The organism is Nocardia sp. SYP-A9097, assembly GCF_009649815.1.
Classification (GTDB): Bacteria; Actinomycetota; Actinomycetes; order Mycobacteriales; family Mycobacteriaceae; genus Nocardia.
This window is the reverse complement of the sequence record NZ_WJIC01000010.1, coordinates 91,048-111,258: the sequence shown is the minus strand read 5'-3', so window position 1 is coordinate 111,258 and position 20,211 is coordinate 91,048. Positions and strand designations below refer to the sequence as shown.

The following is a 20,211-nucleotide window of genomic DNA, read 5'->3' as shown; positions in this document are numbered from 1 at the left end:
CGATTTCAGCAATCGACTAAGGAGCGGGCCATGGATGTACTGGTGTTGATCGGGCGGATTCTCTTTGCACTGCTGTTTCTGGCCTCGAGCGTCGGGCACCTCACCCAGACCGAGGCAATGGCGCAGTACGCGCAATTCAAAGGTGTTCCGGCGGCGAGACTGTCGGTGCTGGGTTCCGGGGTGCTGCTGGTGCTCGGCGGGCTGAGCGTGCTGCTCGGCGTCTGGGCGGATCTGGGGGCGCTGCTGCTGTTCGTCTTCCTGGTCCCGACCGCGTTCCTCATGCACGCGTTCTGGAAGGAAACCGATCCGCAGACCAAGCAGACCGAGATGGTTTCCTTCAATAAGGATCTATCGCTGGCGGGTGCGGCGCTCATGCTCTTCGCCTTCTTCGCATACGTCGGCTCAGATCTCGGATTGACCCTGACCGGACCGCTTTTCAGCCTCTGAGCAGAGCCGGGCGCGCTATCCCGGCGATATCCGGTTCTGTGACGAAAGTCCCAGGTGCTTGGTGCTTCTGTGACGAAAGTCCCAGGTGCACAGTGTGGTTGGCGATTTCCGGGAAGCATCACAACCGTCCGGGAATTCGCTGGTAGCCGGGGTTCTATCGCACCACGTCACATTATGTGCGTCGTATCCGGCGTGGCGCGTGGATGTGATGTGTTGCGATATCGAAAATTTCCGCCGCTTATGCCGCTATTGTCAGGCGAAGTTGTCGCGGCGGTAACCATGAAAGTGGACGCCCCGACCCCGACCCTTGTACTTGGAGGAGAGAATGACCGCCTACCGGACGATTGTCGTCGGTACCGATGGCTCGGACTCGTCGTATGTGGCCGTGGAGCGGGCCGCCGCTCTGGCCGGCGATGAGGGCGCGACCCTGTACATCGCCTGCGCGTACTACCCGACCGACGACCGCGATGTCGCCGCCGCCGCGGATGTGCTCAAGGACGAGGCCTACCAGGTGCGCGGCTCCGCGCCGACCAGTGAGATCCTGCGCGTCGCCCGTGACAAGGCCGCCGCCGCCGGAGCCGTCAATGTGGTCGAGAAGGCCGTTGTCGGTGAGCCCGTCGAATCCCTGCTCGCCCTGCTCAAGGAGGTCGACGCCGATCTGCTCGTGGTCGGCAACCGCGGCCTCAACACCCTCGCGGGTCGCCTGCTCGGCTCCGTCCCCTCGGACGTAGCCCGCAAGTCCCGCAGCGATGTCTTGATCGTGCATACCGTGCGCTGAAGGTAGGGAGATTTGGGGCAGGCCCCGATACCCCGTGCCAAGAAGTGGCCGTGCCCAGTTGGGCACGGCCACTTTGGTTTTGCGGGCATGACTGCCCAGTTTTGCGAGGTGTGGCGCATTGCCTGTGAGGTAAGACGTGGGGGCGCAGCCCCCACGTCTTACCTCACCCCAACCGGTGCAGGACCGCGGGTAGGTCCTCCGAGTGCGCCACCGTGAGCCGCTGGGTGGAACGGGTCAGCGCCACATACAGGTCGTTCATACCGCGCGGGGATTCGTTCAGGATCCGCTGGGGTTCGACCAGGATGACGGCGTCGAATTCCAGCCCCTTCACCTCGTGCACGGTGAGCACCCGCGCCGAATCCACGTTCAGGTGAGCGAGTTTCGCGGCCAGATCGTGCGGCACGATAACGGCCGTGGTGCCCGGATGCTCCGCCTCGGCGGCGACCAGACGCCCCACCTCATCGGCCAGCTGCCCGGCGGTGACGCGGTGGGCGGCGGGCTGGAATCCGGAGTCGCGCACCGAGCGCGGAATGGCTGCCCCGGGGTCGATTTCGGCGAGTACATCGGCGGCGACCGACATGATCTCGGCGGGCGTGCGGTAGTTGACCGTCAGCTCGGTGAGCTTCCACCGTTTGGCCACATACGGTTCCAGCACCTGCTGCCATGAGGACGCCCCGGCCGGATCGCCGGTCTGCGCCACATCGCCGACGGCGGTGATCCACCGATTCGGGATGCGCCGCATGACCATTCGCCACGCCATCTCCGAAAGTTCCTGCGCCTCATCGACAATGACATGCCCGTAGGTCCAGGTGCGGTCGCCGGCGGCGCGTTCGGCGGTGGTCTGGCTGGTGCGCACCTGCTGGCGTTCGGCGAGCTGGCCGGCGTCGATGAGGTCGTACGCCATGAGCAGCTCGGGATCGAGTTCGTCTTCGAGATCCTGTGGCGCGGAGCCGGTCAGGATATCGAGGGCGTCCTGTGCCTCGGCGAGCTGGGCGCGCCAGCGGCGGCGCGAGCGCTCGCGCTCCTCACTGTCGTCGATGCCGAGCAGTTCGGCGAGCTCGTCCAGCAGCGGTGCGTCGGCATCGCTGAATTCACCACTGTCGGTGCGCTGCAATTGGGCTCGGTCGGCCGCGCTGAGATGTCCTGCGGCACCGGCCAATCGCTTGGGGTCGGCCCACAGCCCGCCGAGTACGTCCTGCGGGGTGAGCAGCGGCCACAGTCCGGCGATGGCGCGCTGGATATCGGCGTCGGCGCGCATTTCATCGCGGATCTCGGTGAGGTCGGTCTGGCTCAACAGGTTTCGCCCGCCGAGCGGATCGGTGCCGATGAGCTCCGCCAGCTGATCGGTGAGTGCGTCCACCACGCCCGCGGCGAAGATGGGCCGGGCCAGGTTGTGTGGCCGCCGAGAGGAGCGGGCCCGCCCGCGCGCCTTGGTGACAATGCGCCGGTCCAGGGTGAGTTCGCGGCCGTCGAAGTGGAGCAGGATCGGATCCTTGGGAATCTCCTGCCATTCCCGCACGGCCTTCTTGAGCACCTCGAGCATATCCAGGGAGCCTTTGAGCTCCCCGGCGCGCAGCGAATCCTCCAGTGTGGCTTGCACTCCCGGATACAGGTTGCCGATGGTGGACAGCAGTACGCCGGTCTCGCCGAGCGAGGGCAGCACCTGTCCGATGTAATCCAAGAACGTCGAGTTCGGCCCGATGATCAGTACACCGGCCTTGTCCAACTGCTGCCGGTACGTGTAGAGCAGGTACGCCGCACGATGCAGTGCGACGGCGGTCTTGCCGGTACCGGGTCCGCCCTGCACCACGAGCACGCTCTTGTGCTCGGAGCGAATGATGGCGTCCTGTTCGCTCTGAATGGTCTCGACAATGTCGTTCATATGCCCGGTGCGGGCGGCGTTCAGTGCCGCCAGCAGCGCACTCTCACTGCCGACGCCGCCGTCGTCGTTGATGACACCGTCGCGCCGGGCGGTCTCCAGGTCGAGGTACTCGTCATTGACCGAGGTGACCTTGCGATTGCGGGTGCGAATATGCCGCCGCCTGGTCACCCCGTCGGGTGCGGCGGTGGTGGCGAGGTAGAACGGGCGGGCCATGGGGGCACGCCAATCCAGCAGCAGCGTCTCGTAATCGGCGGTCTCGTCGAGAATGCCGATACGCCCGATGTACCGCTTCTCGGCCTCGCCGCCGGAGCCGTTGCCATGGGCGGAGCTGCCGTTCCCATTCGCGGAGCTGCCGTTGCCGGACACGCCGTTCAACGCGCTGCCGCCGTCCTCGGCTTCGGGCGCGAGATCGATACGCCCGAAGCACAATCCGTGTTCGGCGGCATCGTATTTGGATAGGTCTTCGGAGTAGAGCTGGGTGAACGATTCGCGTTCACTGCGGGCCTGCGGGGTGCCGCCGGTTTCGAGCAGGACGGTGCGCAGCCGTCGCTGCGCGTATTCGCGCATTCCGTCGAGCCGCTCGTAGAGCAGGGTCAGGTGCTGCTGTTCGCGTTCCAGATCCGCCGCGGTCTTGGCTTCGGAAGTGGACGCGGACACAGAACGCTCCTCGGTGAGGTCGGGCAAAACGGAACTCCTTGTCACCACGCGGTGCCGTACGCGCACTGCGCGCGAACCATCGAGAACAGAGTTATCGAGTCTAGTTCGCCTTTGCGCGCTGTGCCGTATCGGCTGGTCGAACGTGTCGTGCGGGGCGGTGCGCGCGGGATCGGACCGGTTCAGGAGGCGTGCGTGGAGTCGCTTCTGCGGCTCAGCGGGGTGTCCCGGTGCCCGGGCGGTTTGGCCCGGTACATGGCCAGATCGGCATCGTGCAGGACGCCCTCGGGGGTGCGCCCGTCGCCGGGGTGCAGTGGTGTGACGCCGACGGAGGCGTCGACCTGGATGCGATGTCCGCGCGCGACGATCGGTTCGGCCATGGTCTGGCGCAGCCGGGTGATGAGCGTGTCCAGATCCTCGCCGAGGGTGCGGCCGGACAGCAGCACCAGGAATTCGTCGCCGCCGATGCGCCCGACAATGTCGTCCGAGCGCAGTCCGCGCTGCAACCGCTGCGCCACGATCTGCAGCACGGTATCGCCGATGGCATGCCCGAGCGTGTCGTTGATGCTCTTGAATCCATCGAGATCGATGAACAGTACGGTCGATACCGGCAGTTCCTCGCTGGTACCCAGGGCCGCCGCCAGCCGGGACAGCACGAGTGAGCGATTGGCCAGCCCGGTCAGCGGATCATGGGTGGCCTGATACTCCAATTGCCTTCGGCTGGCCCGGAATTCGGTGATGTCGTTGAACGACGACACCGCGGGCGAATTCGGGTCCTCGGGATTGAGCAGGCGACTGTTCGCCGACAGCCAGCGCCGCTGCCCGTCCGGCCGGTCCACACCGAACACGAAGCGCGTCACCGTTTCTCCGGTGGTGAGGGTGCGGATCACCGGATACCAGGACGGCGGCATGGGCTGGGCGTTGGCGTCCAGCAGGCTCAGCGGAATGTCGTAGATACGCGTGCCGACGAGATCTTCCGCGTCGTACCCGAATATGCGCCGGGCCGCCGGATTCGCCGATTCGATGCGCCCCTCCCGATCGATCACCACCACGCCCTCCTCCAGTTGCGACACCACAGTGGTGAAGAACTGTTCGGCGCGCGCCTGTGCGGCTTCGGCCCGGCGCTGTTGGGTGAGGTCGTGCACCACCACCTGGTAGGCGATCCGGTCGTGCCAGGCGGTGAGCACCGATACCGTCTCGGCTTCGACGGTGCTGCCGTCGCGGCGCACAAGCACCAATTCGGCGGGCTCGGAAGCGGTTCCGGCGATGGTGAGTCTGCGAATGCGCTCCAGCATGGCGGGCACATCGCGCGCCACGACGAAATCGGTGACCGGCGCTCCGACGACTTCGTCGATCTGCCGCGCGCCGAGCAGTCGCAGCATGGCCGGATTGGCGTACACGATCGTCCCGCGTTCGTGGACCACAACTCCGTCGGGGCTGTGCTCCACCAGCGTGCGGTACCGCTGTGCCAGCTGTTCGGCATCGGCCGGGGTATTTGCCCGATCTTTACCGTCCATCTCGAGCACCCCCTGATCGTCGTTGAAACACGTCGCTGGAGCACGGCATTAAAGTGTGAGCGGCACGGTTTGCTGGAAACCACACCGAACCTATTGGAGCACTCACAGTCCCGCACAGCATCGGCCTGCTGGTGGTGATCATTACAGCCAAAAGCTCTGGGAAGGAACGATGCAATGCCTGGCACCAACCCCATCCCGAACACTGCGGCACCGCACCAAGATCATATGACCATTGCCGGAATCGGTGCTGTCACCGGGTACGGCTGGGGTCGAGAAGCCCTCTGGGAGGGTTTGCTGAGCGGTAAGCCCGCAGCCCGGCTACATCCAGGGTACGGCCCCGAACGCGATAGGCACGGATGGGTTGCCCGCGTGCCGGACGGCGGCGACCCCGGTATCGGGCCGAGCCGCTATATCCGCGCGGTACAGGAATCGGTGCGCGAGGCCGTCGCCGACGCCACCGCGCGCGGCTGGCGGCCCGGTCGCACGGTGGGTCTGCTGCACGCCATCGTGCTGGGCAATGTGTACGAGTGGCGGGACTTCTATGTCGAGGATCACGGGCATCGGCGCGCCCGGGACTATCTACGACTACTGCCCTCGACACCGATCTCGAATCTGATGGGGGAGTTCGGTTTCCACGGCCCGGCCATGAATGTGACGGCGGCGTGCTCCTCGGCCAATGCCGGGTTGATCACCGCGCAACTGTGGCTGGCACAGGGTTTCGCCGATGATGTGGTGGTGGTCGCCACCGATCTGTCCGGCACGCCCGACATGGTGGACCAATTCGAGGCGATGGGGGCGGCGGTCACCGATGTCGAACCGCTGGTCGGGTGCCGCCCTTTTCAGCAGGGCAGTCGCGGATTCGGTTGGGGTGAGGCGTCTACCGCGTTCGTGGTGACCCGCCGGGCCGATCGGCCCTATGCGGCGGTGCTGGGCGGGGCCATGACCAATGACGCCTATCACGTGATCTCGGTGGACCCCTCGCACGAGCAGATCTTCGAATGTGTGCGGCGCGCGCTCGCCGGCGCGGATGTGCGGCCCGAGGAGGTGGCGTACCTGAATTCGCACGGTTCGGGCACCGCGCAATGCGATGACGCCGAAACCGCGCTGCTGGCGGATCTTTTCGAGAATCGGCTGCTGGTCTGCGCGACCAAGCCGCTGACCGGGCACTGTCAGGCGGCCTCGGCGGGCGTCGAAGTCGCCGCGGTGGCAATGGGCTACGAGCGCGGGCTGGTGGTGTCCGCGCCGATCGTCGCGCCTGCGCGTGCCCGCCTGGTGGATGGTGTGATTCCCGGCGGTGACGGGATCACCGTCAAGACCGCACTCGGTATGGGCGGCAACAACTCCGCACTGGTGCTCGGACCGGTCTTCTGAGCGCTCAATGCAGTGGGACCGACCAGTGCAGTTTGGTGCCGGTCTGGTCGCCCGCGCTGTCGCGCTGTGGGTAGACGGCCAATCGCCCACCGGATTGTTCGGCGCGGTGCGCGAGATTGGTGAGCCCGCTGGGCGTGATGCCGTCGGGTATGCCGCAGCCATTGTCGGCGACCACGATGGTGAGATCGTCCGCCACCCCGATATCGATGGTGACGGTATCCGCCCCGGAATGCCGGACCGCATTGCTGACCGCCTCGCGCACAACGGCTTCCGCGTGATCGGCGAGAGCGGGCTCGACCACCGACAGCGGTCCGGTGACATGCATGAGCGCGCGGATCTCGGTGGCGGTGGTCTGCTGTTTGATCGCGCGTTCCAGGCGCTGGCGCAGTCGGGTGCTGTGCCCGTTGCCGCCGTGCAGGTCGAAGATGGAGGTGCGGATCTCCTCGACCACATCCTGCAGATCGTTGATGGTGTCGGTAAGTCGTTGCGCCACTTCGGGAACCCGTGCGCGCGGCACCGTGCCCTGCAGTGCCAGCCCGATGGCGAAGAGCCGCTGAATCACATGATCGTGCAGGTCCCGGGCGATGCGGTCACGGTCGGTGAGAATGTCGAGTTCGCGCATGCGCCGCTGCGCCACGGCCAATTGCATTGCGAGCGCGGCCTGATCGGTGAAGGCCGCGATGAGCTCCACCAATTCGTCGGTGTACGGCGCGGATTCGGCCGAGCGCAGCGTAATCAGCACGCCCAGAGTGGAATCCGGGGTGTGCAGCGGCAGCACCAGCGCCGGGCCGATGACGGCGATGCGCCCGCTCAGATGCACCCGCCGGGAATTCTCGAAGCGCAATGGCGTGCGGGTGGCGAGCACCTCGCCGATGGCGGTGCCGACGGTGTCCACGGTCGTGCCCACCGGATTGTCGCCGGGCCCGGACCATTGCGAGATCACCAATTCGGTGACCTCCTCCGGCAGCGTGTCCGGATCGGCCACCACCGCGAGCAGCGCCTGGTGGGAGGCGGTGAGTTCGCGCGCGTGTTCCACCACGTGCGCAAGCACTTCGGCGGGATCGGTATCGGCCAGGAATTCGGTGGCGATATCGCGGGTGGCCTCGATCCAGGCCTGCCGGGTGCGCGCGGATTCGTACAGGCGGGCGTTGTCTACGGCGATACCGGCCGCGGCGGCGAGCGCCTGCATGAGCACCTCGTCGTCCTCGGTGAAGGGATGCCCGCCGGATTTCTCGGCCAGATACAGGTTTCCGAACATTTCCCCGCGAATGCGCACGGGTACACCGAGGAAGGTGTTCATGCGTGGATGGTGGGCGGGAAACCCGGCGGAGTCGGGATGGTGCGTAAGGTCGTCCAGCCGAACGGGTTCGGCCTGCCCGACCACCAGCCCCAGCACGCCATTGCCCTCGGGTGGCGCGCCGATGCGGACCCGGGTCGGCTCGTCGATGCCGTGCGAGATGAACTGGGTCAGCTGCTGATCGTGTCCGCGCACCGCGAGTGCCCCGTAGCGGGCATCGACCAGACTGGTGGCCGCGCGCACGATGGTGCGCAGGGTTTGATCCAGATCGAGCCCGGAGGTGACCGCGAGCATGGCCTCGACCAACCCGTCGATGCGATCGCGGGCGTCGATGATCTGCTCGACCCGGTCCTTGACCTCGGTCAGTAGTTCTCGCAATCGCAGTTGCGACAGCGTGTCACGTACGGAGTAGGGACCGGCGCGATGGGCGTCGTACATGGTGGTCCTGGCTGTCCGGCGGATGCGCACACGGCACCCGAAACGATACTCGCGGGGTAGTTGCCGAAACGTTGTTGTTGCGGATGCACTTGCAGCGCAGCCGAATTCATCCCATGCAACCATCCGCCAACTTTTTAACGGAAGAATTTCCAAAAAATAGCCCGGATTGGGACCTTATCCCCTGTTCGCCGCGCGGCGTGGCGTGTTGTCATAGGAGCGGGTTGCCGGGTCGGAATCGGGAAAGTGGGTCGGCTATGGGCGGGTTCGATGTGTGGTCGAGTGGAACCGATGAGGATTTCGTGGTGACCACACGCGGACCGGTGCCGGCCGCCGAGGTGACCCGCGTGGTGCGTGGATTGGGCAGAATCATGCGCCGCCACGGGGTGGAAGGGCCGGTGCGGGCACGTCTGCACTGGCCCGACTCCGACGATGAGAACACCATCGCGCAAATATCGATCCGGACGCTGGGGAAGGCGTTCCGGGTACAGGTCGCCGGGCCGGGACGCTTCGCGACCACCTTCGCATTGGAACGCCTCGACCTGCGGCTTGGCTGTCCACCGGAGGAAGCGTCCCGGCCCTGGCCCGACCCGGCACGGCCGCCCCTGGCCGTGGTCACCGGTCCGCGTCCGATCGTGCGGCGCAAGGACTGTCGATTACAGGTGGCCACGGCCGGGGCGGCCGCGCTGACTCTCGATGCGATGGATTACGACGCGCACCTATATATCGACGCCGAGACCGGGGCCGATGCGGTGGTGTGCTGGAGCGGGCCACTCGGCGCGCGGCCGCTGCGTCAACATCGGGACAGTGTTCCGGCTCTGCTGGAGGACGAAGCCGCCGCGCGACTATGCCTGGGCGGGGTGTCGTATCTGTTCTTCACCGATCCGGACACCCGCCGGGGCCGGCTGGTCTACCGCCGATTCGACGGTGACCTGGCCTTGGTGACCGCCGCGGGCTCGGAGGATCGGTCCCGCGATCGCGGTTTGGCTCCGCGAGCCATCTCGGTGCCTTGTGTGCGCCGGACCATCCCGGAACAATCGAGCCCACAGCCGTCGTTGTGCTTCACGGACCGTCTCGTCCCGGAGTGACGTAGCGCGCAATTTACATCGTGTGACCAGCGTTTCAGCATGCGTGACCGAACTTGTCGGTGGGCACGCCTAGCATGGCGTCGGGGGTTTGTCTTTGATGCCGAAACGTTGGAAGGATGGCCGGTGGCGGATCGCCTGACGGTGCGAGGAGCGCGGGAACACAATCTCAAGGGGGTCGATCTCGACCTACCCCGCGACAGTCTCATCGTGTTCACCGGGTTGTCCGGGTCCGGTAAGTCGTCGCTGGCGTTCGACACCATCTTCGCCGAGGGACAGCGCCGGTATGTGGAGTCGCTGTCGGCCTACGCGCGACAATTCCTCGGGCAGATGGACAAGCCCGATGTGGACTTCATCGAGGGGCTCTCGCCCGCGGTATCGATCGATCAGAAGTCGACCAACCGCAATCCGCGGTCGACCGTCGGCACCATTACCGAGGTCTACGACTATCTGCGCCTGCTGTTCGCGCGCGCGGGCACACCGCACTGCCCGACCTGTGGTCATCTCATCGAGAAGCAGTCGCCGCAGCAGATCGTGGATCAGGTGCTCGCCATGCAGGAGGGCATCAAGTTCCAGGTGCTCGCACCCGTGGTGCGTACCCGCAAGGGCGAATTCGTCGACCTCTTCGAGTCTTTGAACGGGCAGGGCTACTCGCGGGTGCGGGTCGACGGCGTGGTGTATCCGCTGACCGAGCCGCCGAAGCTGAAGAAGCAGGAGAAGCACGATGTCGAGGTGGTCGTCGACCGTCTCGCCGTGAAGCCGACTTCCAAACAGCGCCTGACGGATTCGATCGAGACGGCGCTGCGCCTGGCCGACGGCATTGTGGTGCTCGACTTCGTCGATCGTGATGAGCACGCGCACGATCGGGAGCGGCGTTTCTCCGAGCGGCTGGCCTGCCCGAACGGGCACCCCCTCGATATCGAGGATCTCGAGCCGCGTTCGTTCTCGTTCAACTCGCCCTATGGCGCCTGCCCGGACTGCACCGGGCTCGGTATTCGCAAGGAGGTCGATCCGGATCTCGTTGTGCCGGATACCGAATTGAGCCTGGGGGAGGGTGCGATCGCGCCGTGGTCGCGCGGGCAGACCGCCGAATACTTCACCCGCCTGCTCTCCGGTCTGGCCGAGGCCATGGGGTTCTCCATGGACACCGCCTGGCAGGATCTGCCGCCCAAGGCGCGAAAGGCCGTGCTGGAGGGCAGTTCCGAGCAGGTACACGTTTCCTATACCAACCGGTATGGCCGGAAGCGTTCGTACTACGCCGATTTCGAAGGCGTCATGCCGTTCCTGCAGCGGCGCATGGACAACACCGAATCCGAATCGGCCAAGGAGTACTACGACGGGTATATGCGGGATATCCCGTGCCCGGTCTGCAATGGTGCGCGCCTGCGGCCGGAGATCCTGGCGGTCACGCTGCGAGCGGGCAAGCAGGACAGGTCGATTGCCGATATTTCGGACCTGTCCATCGGCGACGCGGCGGACTTCCTGAACTCGCTCACCCTCGATGAACGACAGGCCGCGATCGCCGCGCAGGTGGTCAAGGAGATTCAGGCGCGGCTGGGCTTCCTGCTCGATGTCGGCCTGCAGTACCTGACGCTCTCGCGCGCGGCGGCCACGCTCTCCGGCGGTGAGGCGCAGCGTATTCGGCTGGCGACGCAGATCGGTTCCGGCCTGGTCGGCGTGTTGTACGTGCTGGACGAGCCGTCCATCGGCCTGCATCAGCGCGATAACCGGCGGTTGATCGAAACCCTCACGCGGCTCAAGAAACTCGGCAATACGCTGATCGTGGTCGAGCACGATGAGGACACCATTCACGCCTCGGACTGGGTGGTCGATATCGGTCCGCTCGCCGGTGAGCACGGTGGTGAAGTGGTGTACTCCGGGCCGTACCCGGGGCTGCTGACCGATAAGCGATCCCTCACCGGCGCATACCTTTCCGGCCGCGAAAGCATCGAGATCCCGCTGGTGCGCCGGCCCGCGGACAAGAAGAAGCAGCTCACCGTGGTCGGCGCGGTCGAGCACAATCTTCAGAACATCGATGTGAGCTTCCCACTGGGCATTCTCACCTCGATCACCGGTGTCTCGGGCTCGGGTAAGTCGACGCTGGTCAATGACATTCTGGCCACCGTGCTCGCCAATAAACTCAATGGCGCACGCCAGGTTCCGGGCCGCCACACCCGCGTCAACGGTCTCGATCACCTGGACAAGCTGGTCCAGGTCGACCAGTCGCCCATCGGCCGCACCCCGCGCTCGAATGCCGCCACCTACACCGGCGTCTTCGACAAGATCCGCACCCTGTTCGCCGCCACCACCGAGGCCAAGGTCCGCGGCTACCAGCCCGGCCGCTTCTCCTTCAATGTGAAGGGCGGCCGCTGCGAAGCCTGTTCCGGCGACGGCACTTTGAAGATCGAAATGAACTTCCTGCCGGACGTCTACGTCCCCTGCGAGGTCTGCCACGGCGCGCGCTACAACCGCGAAACCCTGGAAGTCCACTACAAGGGCAAGACGATTGCCGAAGTGCTGGATATGCCGATCGAGGAGGCCGCCGAATTCTTCGAACCGGTCACCTCGATCCACCGCTACCTCGCGACCCTGGTGGATGTCGGCCTCGGCTACGTCCGCCTCGGCCAGCCCGCACCGACACTCTCCGGTGGTGAGGCACAACGCGTGAAACTCGCTGCGGAACTCCAGAAGCGTTCCACCGGCCGCACCATCTACATCCTCGACGAGCCCACCACGGGCCTGCACTTCGAAGACATCCGCAAACTGCTCAAGGTCATCAACGGCCTCGTCGACAAGGGCAACTCGGTCATCGTCATCGAACACAACCTGGACGTCATCAAAACCTCCGACTGGGTCATCGATATGGGCCCCGAAGGTGGCTCCGGCGGAGGCATGGTCATCGCCGAGGGCACCCCGGAAGATATTGCGGCCGTGGCGGACAGCTACACGGGCCAGTTCCTCCAGGGCGTCCTCGAGGCACAACCCCCAACCCCCGCCAAGGCCGTTGCCGCCAAGAAGGCCCCGGCCAAGAAGGCCGCCGCGAAGTCGACCGCGAGCAATGGTGCTTCCGCCAAGAAGACCACGGCAGCCGAGAAGAAGCCCGCCGACGCCGCGGCGAAGAAGGCGGCGGCAGCCCGTCGCAAGGCCGCCGCCCTGCGCTGACACCTACCGCAGCAGTCGAAGGCCCCCGCCAATCCCGGTGGGGGTCTTCGACTTTCCCGTCTCGTCGGGCAGACCGGGCCGTCGTTATGGCATGAGCACAAATGGGGTGCTGAATTCTGTGGTGGCATGCCGAGTCGCGGTGCACCCGAGTCCACTACACTCCTCGCGCTGGTCCTTCGACCAGTTATTGGCGGTTGACGCGAACACATCGGAGTTACACACCACAATGAACCAGGAAAATTCCATGGCTCGCGGACCGCAACTCGGTCGGCGTGAACTGATGGCGGGTGCGGCCGGTGTGCTGGCGGGCGTCACGCTACTCGGGCTGAGTCCGGCACAGGCCGTGCCGGTCGCGGCCGGAGTCACCAAGTTCGACGTGCCGACCGGCGGTAATCTGCGGATTCTGGTGACCGGTGACGCCGGCTCGGGGACCTCGACGCAATGGGCGGTCGCCAATGCCGCGCGGGAATTCCATGCCCGCGAACCCTTTTCGCTGGCCTTGGGGCTGGGCGACAATATCTACGAGTCCGGTCCGAACGACGATCATGATGTGCAGTTCGCGTCCAAGTTCGAATTGCCCAATGCCGGAATGGATTTCCGCTGGGTCATGGTGCTGGGCAATCACGACAACACCCTGTCCAAGCCGGGTGACGGCGGCTGGCTCGAGCGCGGCAACTTCGAGGTCGGCTATCACGCGAATTCGGCGCACTGGTGGATGCCGAGCCGCTACTACTCGCAGCGGGTTCCCGAGCAGAACCCTCTGGTCGAATTCTTCGTGCTCGATCTCTGCCCGCTGGCAGCCCACTCCCCGTCCGATTCGTACTTCGCGCCCGACGGTCAATTCATGAACGAGCAGGCGGCCTGGCTCGATCGAGCACTCACCGAGTCGACCGCACAGTGGAAGTTCGTCTGCACCCATCATCCGTACCTGAGCAATGGTCCGCACGGTAATGCGGGCCGCTACGACGGCCTACCCGATCCGGTCGGCGGTACCCACGTCAAACAATTCTTCGAAGACCATGTGCTGGGCCGAGTCCCGTTCCTGCTCTCCGGCCATGACCACACCCTGCAGGTGCTCGAACCGACCGCCGCGACCAAGGGCACCCGCCAGATTGTCTCCGGCGCGGCCTGTAAGACCTCCAGCGCGGACAAGAAAGCGCAGCGCGGCGGCGAGAACACCGCAGCGCTGTTCGAGACCTTGAACGAATTGGGTTTCATGGCCTTGGACCTCACCCCCGACACCGTGAATCTGCGTGTGGTGACGGTGGATCCGGCGACCGGTGTGGGCTCCCAGGTCTTCGACCGGCGACTCGCCTGAGCTGTCCGACCGAACGACCGGTGGGGCCAATGACTTCGGCGAGGATCAGTCGTGCAGGTCGAACTGCGATTTCACATCCGGTATGCCGGGTATCGCCACGGTGAGAAGGCCCGTTCAGATGGTGGCGACCAGGCCACCGTCGATCACCAGATCTTGGCCGTTGATATACGACGCCTCGGAGGAGCCGAGGAAGGCGACCGCGGCCGTGATGTCGTCCGCGGTGCCGAGGCGGTCGGCGGGGACGGACGCGATGATCCCGGGATAGGCCGTGGCGGGGATGTTCTCGTGCAGCATGGGCGTTTCGATATAGCCGGGGCTCACCGAGTTGACGCGGATGCGGCGGGTGTCGAGGTCGGCGCGGACCGCGATATCGCCGGGCACCGCCAGGATGCGTTCGGCGGCAGTGCCCGCTGAAGCGGCATGGCCGAGTTCGGCCGCGGCGGTGTCGAGCCGGTTCTTGTCGCGGCCGGTGATGATGACGGTCGCGCCCTCGGCCAGCAGCCGGTGTGCGGTGGCCAGGCCCATGCCGCTGGTGCCGCCGGTGATGAGGGCGATCTTGTTCTGGAATCGGAAGGTGTTCTGCGTCATGGGTTTCAGCATCGCGAGTGTGCGTGCGGGCAACCAGTGCGCAGTCAACCCGGGTCTGTCACCACCAGGCCGGCTCCGCTATCCGGCGATTCGCGCAGCGGGGCACAATAATCCTTCGAGCCGTGCGCGCGTCGACGTGCCGGGCTGGGGGTTGTACAGGTCGAGATACCAGCCCGGCTGGTCGATGACGGCCAGCGTGGTGGTGTCGAAGAACAGCTCACCGGCGTCGGGATGGCTCACGGCCTTCACCGCCTGGGTGGGGGAGGCGACCTCATGTCTGGCCCAGAGCTCCGCGAATTCCGTACTCGCGGAGCTGAGTTCGGTTACCAGCCGATCGAATTCCGGATCGCCCGCCAGCTGGGCACCTTCGGCGCGGAAGGCGGCCACGACCGCCGGTGCGACCCGCGCCCATTGCACGTGTATCCCCCGGTAGCGGGCATTGGTGAAGAAGGAGATCAGGCAATTGCGGTCGGCTTCGTCGTATCCGAAGACCGCCCGGGTCGCGTCATTGACGGCGAGGATGTTCCAGTATCGATCGCGCAGCAGTGCCGGGCATGGTGACCAGGCGTCGAGCAGGCGGTGCAGCTCGGGCGTGACGTCCGCGGCCTGAACACGTTGCGCCGGAGGCGGATTCAGTCCGGCGAGGACGAACAGGTGGGCGCGCTCGGGCTGGCTCAGCTGGAGCGCGCGGCCTATCGCGTCGAGTACCTCGGCGGAGACGTTGATAGCGCGGCCCTGTTCGAGCCAGGTGTACCAGGAGACGCCGACACCGGCGAGCAGTGCGACCTCCTCGCGGCGTAGACCGGGAGTACGTCGCTTGCCCGCCGGTGGTAGTCCGACGTCGCCGGGCGTCAATCGCGCCCGGCGGGTCCTTAGGAAGTCTCGGAGTTGTTCCCGCCGTTGCTGCTTCGTTGCCGGTGCTTCGCTGACCATGCTTCGAGGCCACAACGACGGGTCGGGTATTACTCCGTGCCGGGTGCGAATCCGGCGATCGCTTCGGCCTCGGTGAGCTTGCCGAAGTCGAGTTTGACGAGTTGGTCGGCGAGGTGGAAGTAGCGGTCGTCGTGGGTGATGACGATGACCGTTTTGCCGCGGCCCTTCAGTTCGGCGAGGATCTCGGTGTAGAAGACGTCGCGGAATTTGGGTTCCTGGTCGGCGGCCCACTCGTCGAAGAGGTAGATCGAGCGGTCTTCCAGCAGGGCGGTCAAGAGCGCCAGGCGCTTTCGCTGACCCTGTGAGAGGTCGATGGTCGAGAGTTTGCCGTCCTTGACGGTCACCTTGTGCGCGATCTGCAGCTCTTCGAGGTAGTGCTGGACTTCGGTGTCGATGCCGGGGCGATCGAAGCCGAGGTAGTCCTCGAAGAGATGGAAATCGGTGAAGATGGCCGAGGTGTTCTGCCGGTACCACTCGATATTCTCGTGGTTGATCAGTTCGTCATTGAGCTTCACGGTGCCCGAGCGTGGCACGTACAGGCCGGTGATCAGCTTGGCGAGGGTGGACTTGCCGCTGCCGTTACCGCCGACGATGAAGGTGATCTGACCGGGCTCGAAGGTGAGATCGATCGGTCCCAAACGGAATCCGTCGCCTTCACCCGCTTCGCCCGGCATGGCGCTCATCGGCACCGGCCGGGTGTCGCGGCCATGATCGACCCAGCGGTGCCCGTTCACATCCGGTCCGGTGGGATGTCCACCGCGGTGCGGCGGCGGACCGCCGGGACGATGCGCGCCCGCGCCACCGGGAGGACCACCGGGGGGAGCGGGATGTCCGCCGCGAGCGCCCGGATGTGCCGGTGCGCCTTCGGGTTTCGCGCCCTTGGGCTGTCCGCCCGGATGCGGTCCGGTCCCGGGCGGCTGCCCGCCGGGGCCTTCGTCGAGCGGTGACGGCGCCTCGAACCGGTAGTGGTAGCTGACGTCGGTCAACTCCAGCCGCGCCTCGGTGGCCGCGGGCCGATCGCTGTAGGGCAGCTGATCCTCATTGTGCATGGTCTCCATGGAGAGGTTCATGCCGCGAATCTTGTCGAGCGCCACATCACCTCGGAGCAGATCCGGAATGCGATGCATGAAGTTCTGCATGGGCATGGCCAGGAAGGTGGTGACCAGCACGTAGCCGACCATCACATCCTGGTGCACGCCAAGGGATTTGGCGACGACGAACAGGATCAGCGCCATGGTGGCGAGCTGTAGTCCCTGTCCGAGCCCCTGGCCGATGGAGAACCGCGATCCGGCCTCCACATTCTGATCCCGCAGCGCCTGCGCCGATCCGAGTAGATGCCGTTCCATGAAGTCGCGTCGCCGCCCGCGATGCAGCTTGAGCTCCTTGATGCCCAGCGTCACCGCTTGGAAGGCGCGCAGCAGCGCGTCATCGTTCTCCCGCGCCTCGCGGTACAGCACTCGCACCCGCTTGAGGAACAGTTCGACGGAAGAGATTCCGATAATGGTGCCCAGCAGCGTGATCGCGAAGATCGGCCCGGACAACATCACCAGGAAGATGAAGCAGCCGATGATGGTCGCCACATCGACGGCGATACTCGGAATCGCGGTGACCGCCTGTGACAGCGATCGAACGTCCTCGGTGAGCGTGGCCATGAGCCGGTGCATGCCGAGGCGTTCCAGATGCTCCAGCGGAGCCGAGACGATGCCCGAGCTGAGCTCCGCGCGGAGCCGGTAGATGGCGTCCTGCGCCAGTCGCACCAGCAGTACCTGGGAGAGCACGCCACTCACCAGGATCACCAGGCCGGTGAGTGCGAAGCTCACGACGGTGACCTGTGGATGCGGTTCGGGCGATACGACACCGCGGATCAGTGTCACCAGGTAGGTGTTGGCGGCGCCGCAGATCAGACCGGCGGCGATGACGGCCACGATCCGCATCCACGAGATGGAGATGAGGAATCTGATGAGTTGCATGGCTTGCTCTCTGAAAGATGCTGTGCGCGAATACTTTTAGCGGACGATGTCGAAGACGATGCCTTCGAGCGTCACACCCGGCGCGAAGGAGAACGCGACGCCGGTGGAGAGGGGCTCGGGCGAATCCGCCTGTCGCGCCATCTCTTCCAGCACGAAGATCAGCGAGACGCTCAGCATATTGCCGTAGCGTGCCAGTACGTCCCAGCTCAGCGCCGGTGCGTCCGGTGCGATGCCCAGCGAGGCCGCGGACTGCTCGATGATCTTGGGTCCACCCGGGTGGATGGCCCACAGGTCGATATCGGACTTGTCGAGTCCGTTGCGGTGCAACACTTCCGAGACGACCGGGTCGACGCCGCGCAGAATGTACTGCGGCAGGTTCTCGGAGAGTTCGCAGGTGATGCCGTTGTCGTTGACGCCCAGCACGATGCCGTCCTCGGCATCGTCGAACAGGTAGCTGAAGCTGTCCCGGATGACGATCTTGCCGGCCTCGAGCTGCTGATGCGGCTGGCCCGCGCCGATCACGACGGCGCCGCAGCCGTCGCCGAACAGGCTGTGCGTAATGACATCATTGATATCGTCGTCGAAAACCGCGTTCACCGAACTGATTTCGATGCAGATGAGCATGGCCTTCTTGTCCGGGTGCGCCCGGACGTAGTCCACCGCGGTCCGCATGCCGTTCATGGCGGCGGCGCAACCCATGAAGTTGACGACCACCCGGCTCACGGCGGGGGACAGGCCGAGCTGCTTGACCACGGCCACATCCACACCGGGCGCGATGAATCCGGTGCTGGTCACGAAGATCAGCTGCCCGATCTGCGCGGCTGGATCGTCGAGTCCGGCGATCGCGCGCCGGGCCACATCGACCGCCAGCGGTGCGGCGTGCTCGTAGAACAGATTCATGCGTTCGCGAATGGTGGCCGGCTTGGAACTGAATGGCAGGAATGCCTCGTCCAGCGGGTCGACGGCCAGGTGGCGGGTGTCGATCCGGGTCTTCTGGTAGATCCGCGGAATACGCGCCTGCTGGGCCGGATCGGCGAATCGCCCGGCGACCCGCAGCGCCGCCTCGGCCTGATCGACGACCTGCAGCGGGGATCCCGTCGCAATGCTCTCGATAACGCCGATGGTGGTCGGCGGGGCCGGCGGCAGTGCCGTCTCGACCAGACCGTACCCGTGCCGGCCACCCGCGTACGGAGTGGTCTTTACAGGCGCGGCGCCCCCCTCGTTGAATGTGATAGTCACGAAATTACTCCCCTTCTTTCAGTGAAAATATTGCCCGGCGGTGCATGAAATCGGTTCAGACAGTTCCGATTCCGGTGAAGCCCTGGGCGGTGTAGACCACGCAGGTCTTCAGGGCCGACGGCGCGAAATGCTCGCGGAAGAACCCCCAGTTCTGTTCCTTCGCGTCGTCCGAGGCAGCGAGCAGATAGGTCCGGATCTGCTTCGGGAAACGATCGGTGAAGAAACTCTTGGCCGGCAGCCATTCGATCCCGAATTCGGCTGCCTCCTCCCGCAAGACGTCTTCGGTGGCGATATTGGCGAAACCGCTGCGCTGGTAAGGCAATACGTGGTGCACGCGGTGCGAGCTGAGCCCGGCCGACAGGAAGCAGTCCACGTAGCGGTTGCCGACCACCTTCAGGTCATAGGCTTGTTCGATCTGGTTGATACCCCAGTCCTCGGTATTGGTCTCGATCTCCTCGACCTCTTCCTCGAAGTCGTGGCTGGCCACCACCAGGAAGGTGCTGATCCACAGTGAGATCACGAATTGCAGTGCCCAGGCCCAGAAGTCGCCTGCGACAATGAACGCGATCAACTCGCCGAGCAGCAGGAACCGCACGCCGAACGACCCGATGAAGTGCGGCAGCGCACCGCCCCAGGTGCCGTACATATCCTTGATCCCGACCTTGCGGGTCAGGCGGCAGACATCGAGCAGTCGAATGGTCATACCGGTGACGGTGTGCCCGAACTTGTGAATGGTGTGGATCGGCACCCGGTAGAGCCGGGGGATCCGCGTCATCATGGTGAAGACGTTCTTCTTGATGTCGACTTCACTCTGGGTGTGCGGGTGGTGCAGCAGCGCGTGCCCGTCCGCGGTGACGAAAGCCAGTGCGACATAATTGAAGTCGAAGGCATTCGTGTAGATCTTGTTCATGCCCTTCTGGGCGCGGTGGATGGCGTAGTGCCCGAAACCCGCCAGCGAACTGCGCAGCAGCACCATGGCGATCACGAACACCGGCAGCGGCATCCAGCTGCGCTCGAACAGGCGCAAACCCTGTACCGCGAAGTACGAAATCGCAAGCAGCGCAACGACGATATTGAAGGCCCGGTCCATCCGCTTGATGCGGGCGGCCAGTTCGGGCTCCTTGAGCCGCTTCTTGACCCGATGCAGCAGGTCGTCCTTATTGTCGAAGCGGTACTTGGGGGTGTCGCGCCAGCTGTCGAAACCCTCGGTGAAAAGGAAGTCCGGCGCGTTGGCCTTGGGATGGATATCCTCCGGCAGGGCATCGCGATTGAGCGCGTAGCGCTCGATCAGCTTGCCGATTCCCTCCGGATTCTTGTGGTACGAACCGATAATCGAGGTGATGTCACGATTTTTTGTTCGCCCGATGAAGAACTCGCCGCCCGGATGCTTGGAAATCCAGTCGCTGAGGTCGTAGGCTTTGCCGTTGTAAACCCACACGTTCGAGATCGGAGGTGGGCCGTCCGGCGGAGGTTGACGGAGTTCCCGCTCCTCGATTTCTGGGCGGTCGTCGGTCGTCATCTCATTCCTCCATGTC

14 protein-coding genes are annotated in these 20,211 nt (G+C 65.1%); 6 read left to right on the top strand and 8 right to left on the bottom strand.

Translation table 11 applies throughout. The annotated features are described in order from the left end of the window. The first annotated feature begins 30 nt into the window (after positions 1 to 30). Together GFY24_RS21220 and GFY24_RS21215 are read left to right on the top strand one after the other, a co-directional pair. The gene (locus GFY24_RS21220) at positions 31 to 447 is read left to right on the top strand and encodes a DoxX family protein (RefSeq protein WP_153806812.1); all 417 of its coding nucleotides are present in this window, start codon (positions 31 to 33) and stop codon (positions 445 to 447) included. A gap of 325 nt (positions 448 to 772) precedes the next feature. Next, positions 773 to 1,225 carry a universal stress protein gene (locus tag GFY24_RS21215; RefSeq protein ID WP_153806811.1) on the top strand — a complete coding sequence of 151 codons (453 nt, stop codon included), beginning with the start codon at positions 773 to 775 and terminating at the stop codon, positions 1,223 to 1,225. A 163-nt stretch (positions 1,226 to 1,388) separates the two neighbouring features. On the opposite strand, the gene GFY24_RS21210 is transcribed toward GFY24_RS21215, so the two are convergent. Continuing rightward, on the bottom strand, positions 1,389 to 3,674 hold the full coding sequence (locus GFY24_RS21210; protein ID WP_153806953.1) for an ATP-binding domain-containing protein: 2,286 nt from the start codon (positions 3,672 to 3,674) through the stop codon (positions 1,389 to 1,391). Between the two features lie 269 nt (positions 3,675 to 3,943). Further along, entirely contained in the window at positions 3,944 to 5,278 is a 1,335-nt protein-coding gene (locus GFY24_RS21205; RefSeq protein ID WP_153806810.1) for a diguanylate cyclase domain-containing protein, read from the bottom strand. A gap of 174 nt (positions 5,279 to 5,452) precedes the next feature. Here GFY24_RS21205 and GFY24_RS21200 point away from each other — a divergent pair, with 174 nt between their 5' ends. Further along, positions 5,453 to 6,649: a beta-ketoacyl synthase N-terminal-like domain-containing protein gene (locus GFY24_RS21200; RefSeq protein WP_228566517.1), complete on the top strand. Its 1,197-nt coding sequence runs from the start codon at positions 5,453 to 5,455 to the stop codon at positions 6,647 to 6,649. Between the two features lie 4 nt (positions 6,650 to 6,653). Here the strand turns inward: GFY24_RS21200 and GFY24_RS21195 are convergent, their stop codons facing one another. Continuing rightward, positions 6,654 to 8,384, bottom strand: a complete 1,731-nt coding sequence (locus GFY24_RS21195; protein ID WP_153806809.1) for a GAF domain-containing sensor histidine kinase — start codon at positions 8,382 to 8,384, stop codon at positions 6,654 to 6,656. A gap of 302 nt (positions 8,385 to 8,686) precedes the next feature. On the opposite strand from GFY24_RS21195, the gene GFY24_RS21190 reads away from it, so the two are divergent. The 3 genes from GFY24_RS21190 to GFY24_RS21180 all read left to right on the top strand — a co-directional run bounded on the left by GFY24_RS21190 (position 8,687) and on the right by GFY24_RS21180 (position 13,946). Then, complete coding sequence (locus GFY24_RS21190; RefSeq protein ID WP_194852957.1) at positions 8,687 to 9,469, top strand: sigma 54 modulation/S30EA ribosomal C-terminal domain-containing protein; 783 nt, start codon at positions 8,687 to 8,689, stop codon at positions 9,467 to 9,469. A gap of 123 nt (positions 9,470 to 9,592) precedes the next feature. Then, the gene (gene uvrA / locus GFY24_RS21185; protein WP_309231132.1) at positions 9,593 to 12,628 is read left to right on the top strand and encodes an excinuclease ABC subunit UvrA; all 3,036 of its coding nucleotides are present in this window, start codon (positions 9,593 to 9,595) and stop codon (positions 12,626 to 12,628) included. A gap of 244 nt (positions 12,629 to 12,872) precedes the next feature. Next, complete coding sequence (locus GFY24_RS21180) at positions 12,873 to 13,946, top strand: metallophosphoesterase (protein WP_153806807.1); 1,074 nt, start codon at positions 12,873 to 12,875, stop codon at positions 13,944 to 13,946. 114 nt (positions 13,947 to 14,060) lie between these two features. Here GFY24_RS21180 and GFY24_RS21175 read toward each other — a convergent pair whose 3' ends face one another. From GFY24_RS21175 to GFY24_RS21155, 5 genes are all read right to left on the bottom strand, one after another. Next, positions 14,061 to 14,534: an SDR family NAD(P)-dependent oxidoreductase gene (locus GFY24_RS21175; protein WP_153806806.1), complete on the bottom strand. Its 474-nt coding sequence runs from the start codon at positions 14,532 to 14,534 to the stop codon at positions 14,061 to 14,063. A gap of 78 nt (positions 14,535 to 14,612) precedes the next feature. After that, complete coding sequence (locus GFY24_RS21170) at positions 14,613 to 15,467, bottom strand: helix-turn-helix transcriptional regulator (RefSeq protein WP_153806805.1); 855 nt, start codon at positions 15,465 to 15,467, stop codon at positions 14,613 to 14,615. Between the two features lie 29 nt (positions 15,468 to 15,496). Further along, positions 15,497 to 17,437 (bottom strand): ATP-binding cassette domain-containing protein, encoded by a 1,941-nt coding sequence (locus GFY24_RS21165; protein ID WP_153806804.1) that lies wholly within the window; start codon positions 17,435 to 17,437, stop codon positions 15,497 to 15,499. 36 nt (positions 17,438 to 17,473) lie between these two features. After that, positions 17,474 to 18,676, bottom strand: a complete 1,203-nt coding sequence (locus GFY24_RS21160; RefSeq protein ID WP_375336075.1) for a type III polyketide synthase — start codon at positions 18,674 to 18,676, stop codon at positions 17,474 to 17,476. Between the two features lie 55 nt (positions 18,677 to 18,731). Next, positions 18,732 to 20,195: a fatty acid desaturase gene (locus tag GFY24_RS21155; RefSeq protein WP_153806803.1), complete on the bottom strand. Its 1,464-nt coding sequence runs from the start codon at positions 20,193 to 20,195 to the stop codon at positions 18,732 to 18,734. Positions 20,196 to 20,211: the final 16 nt, after the last annotated feature.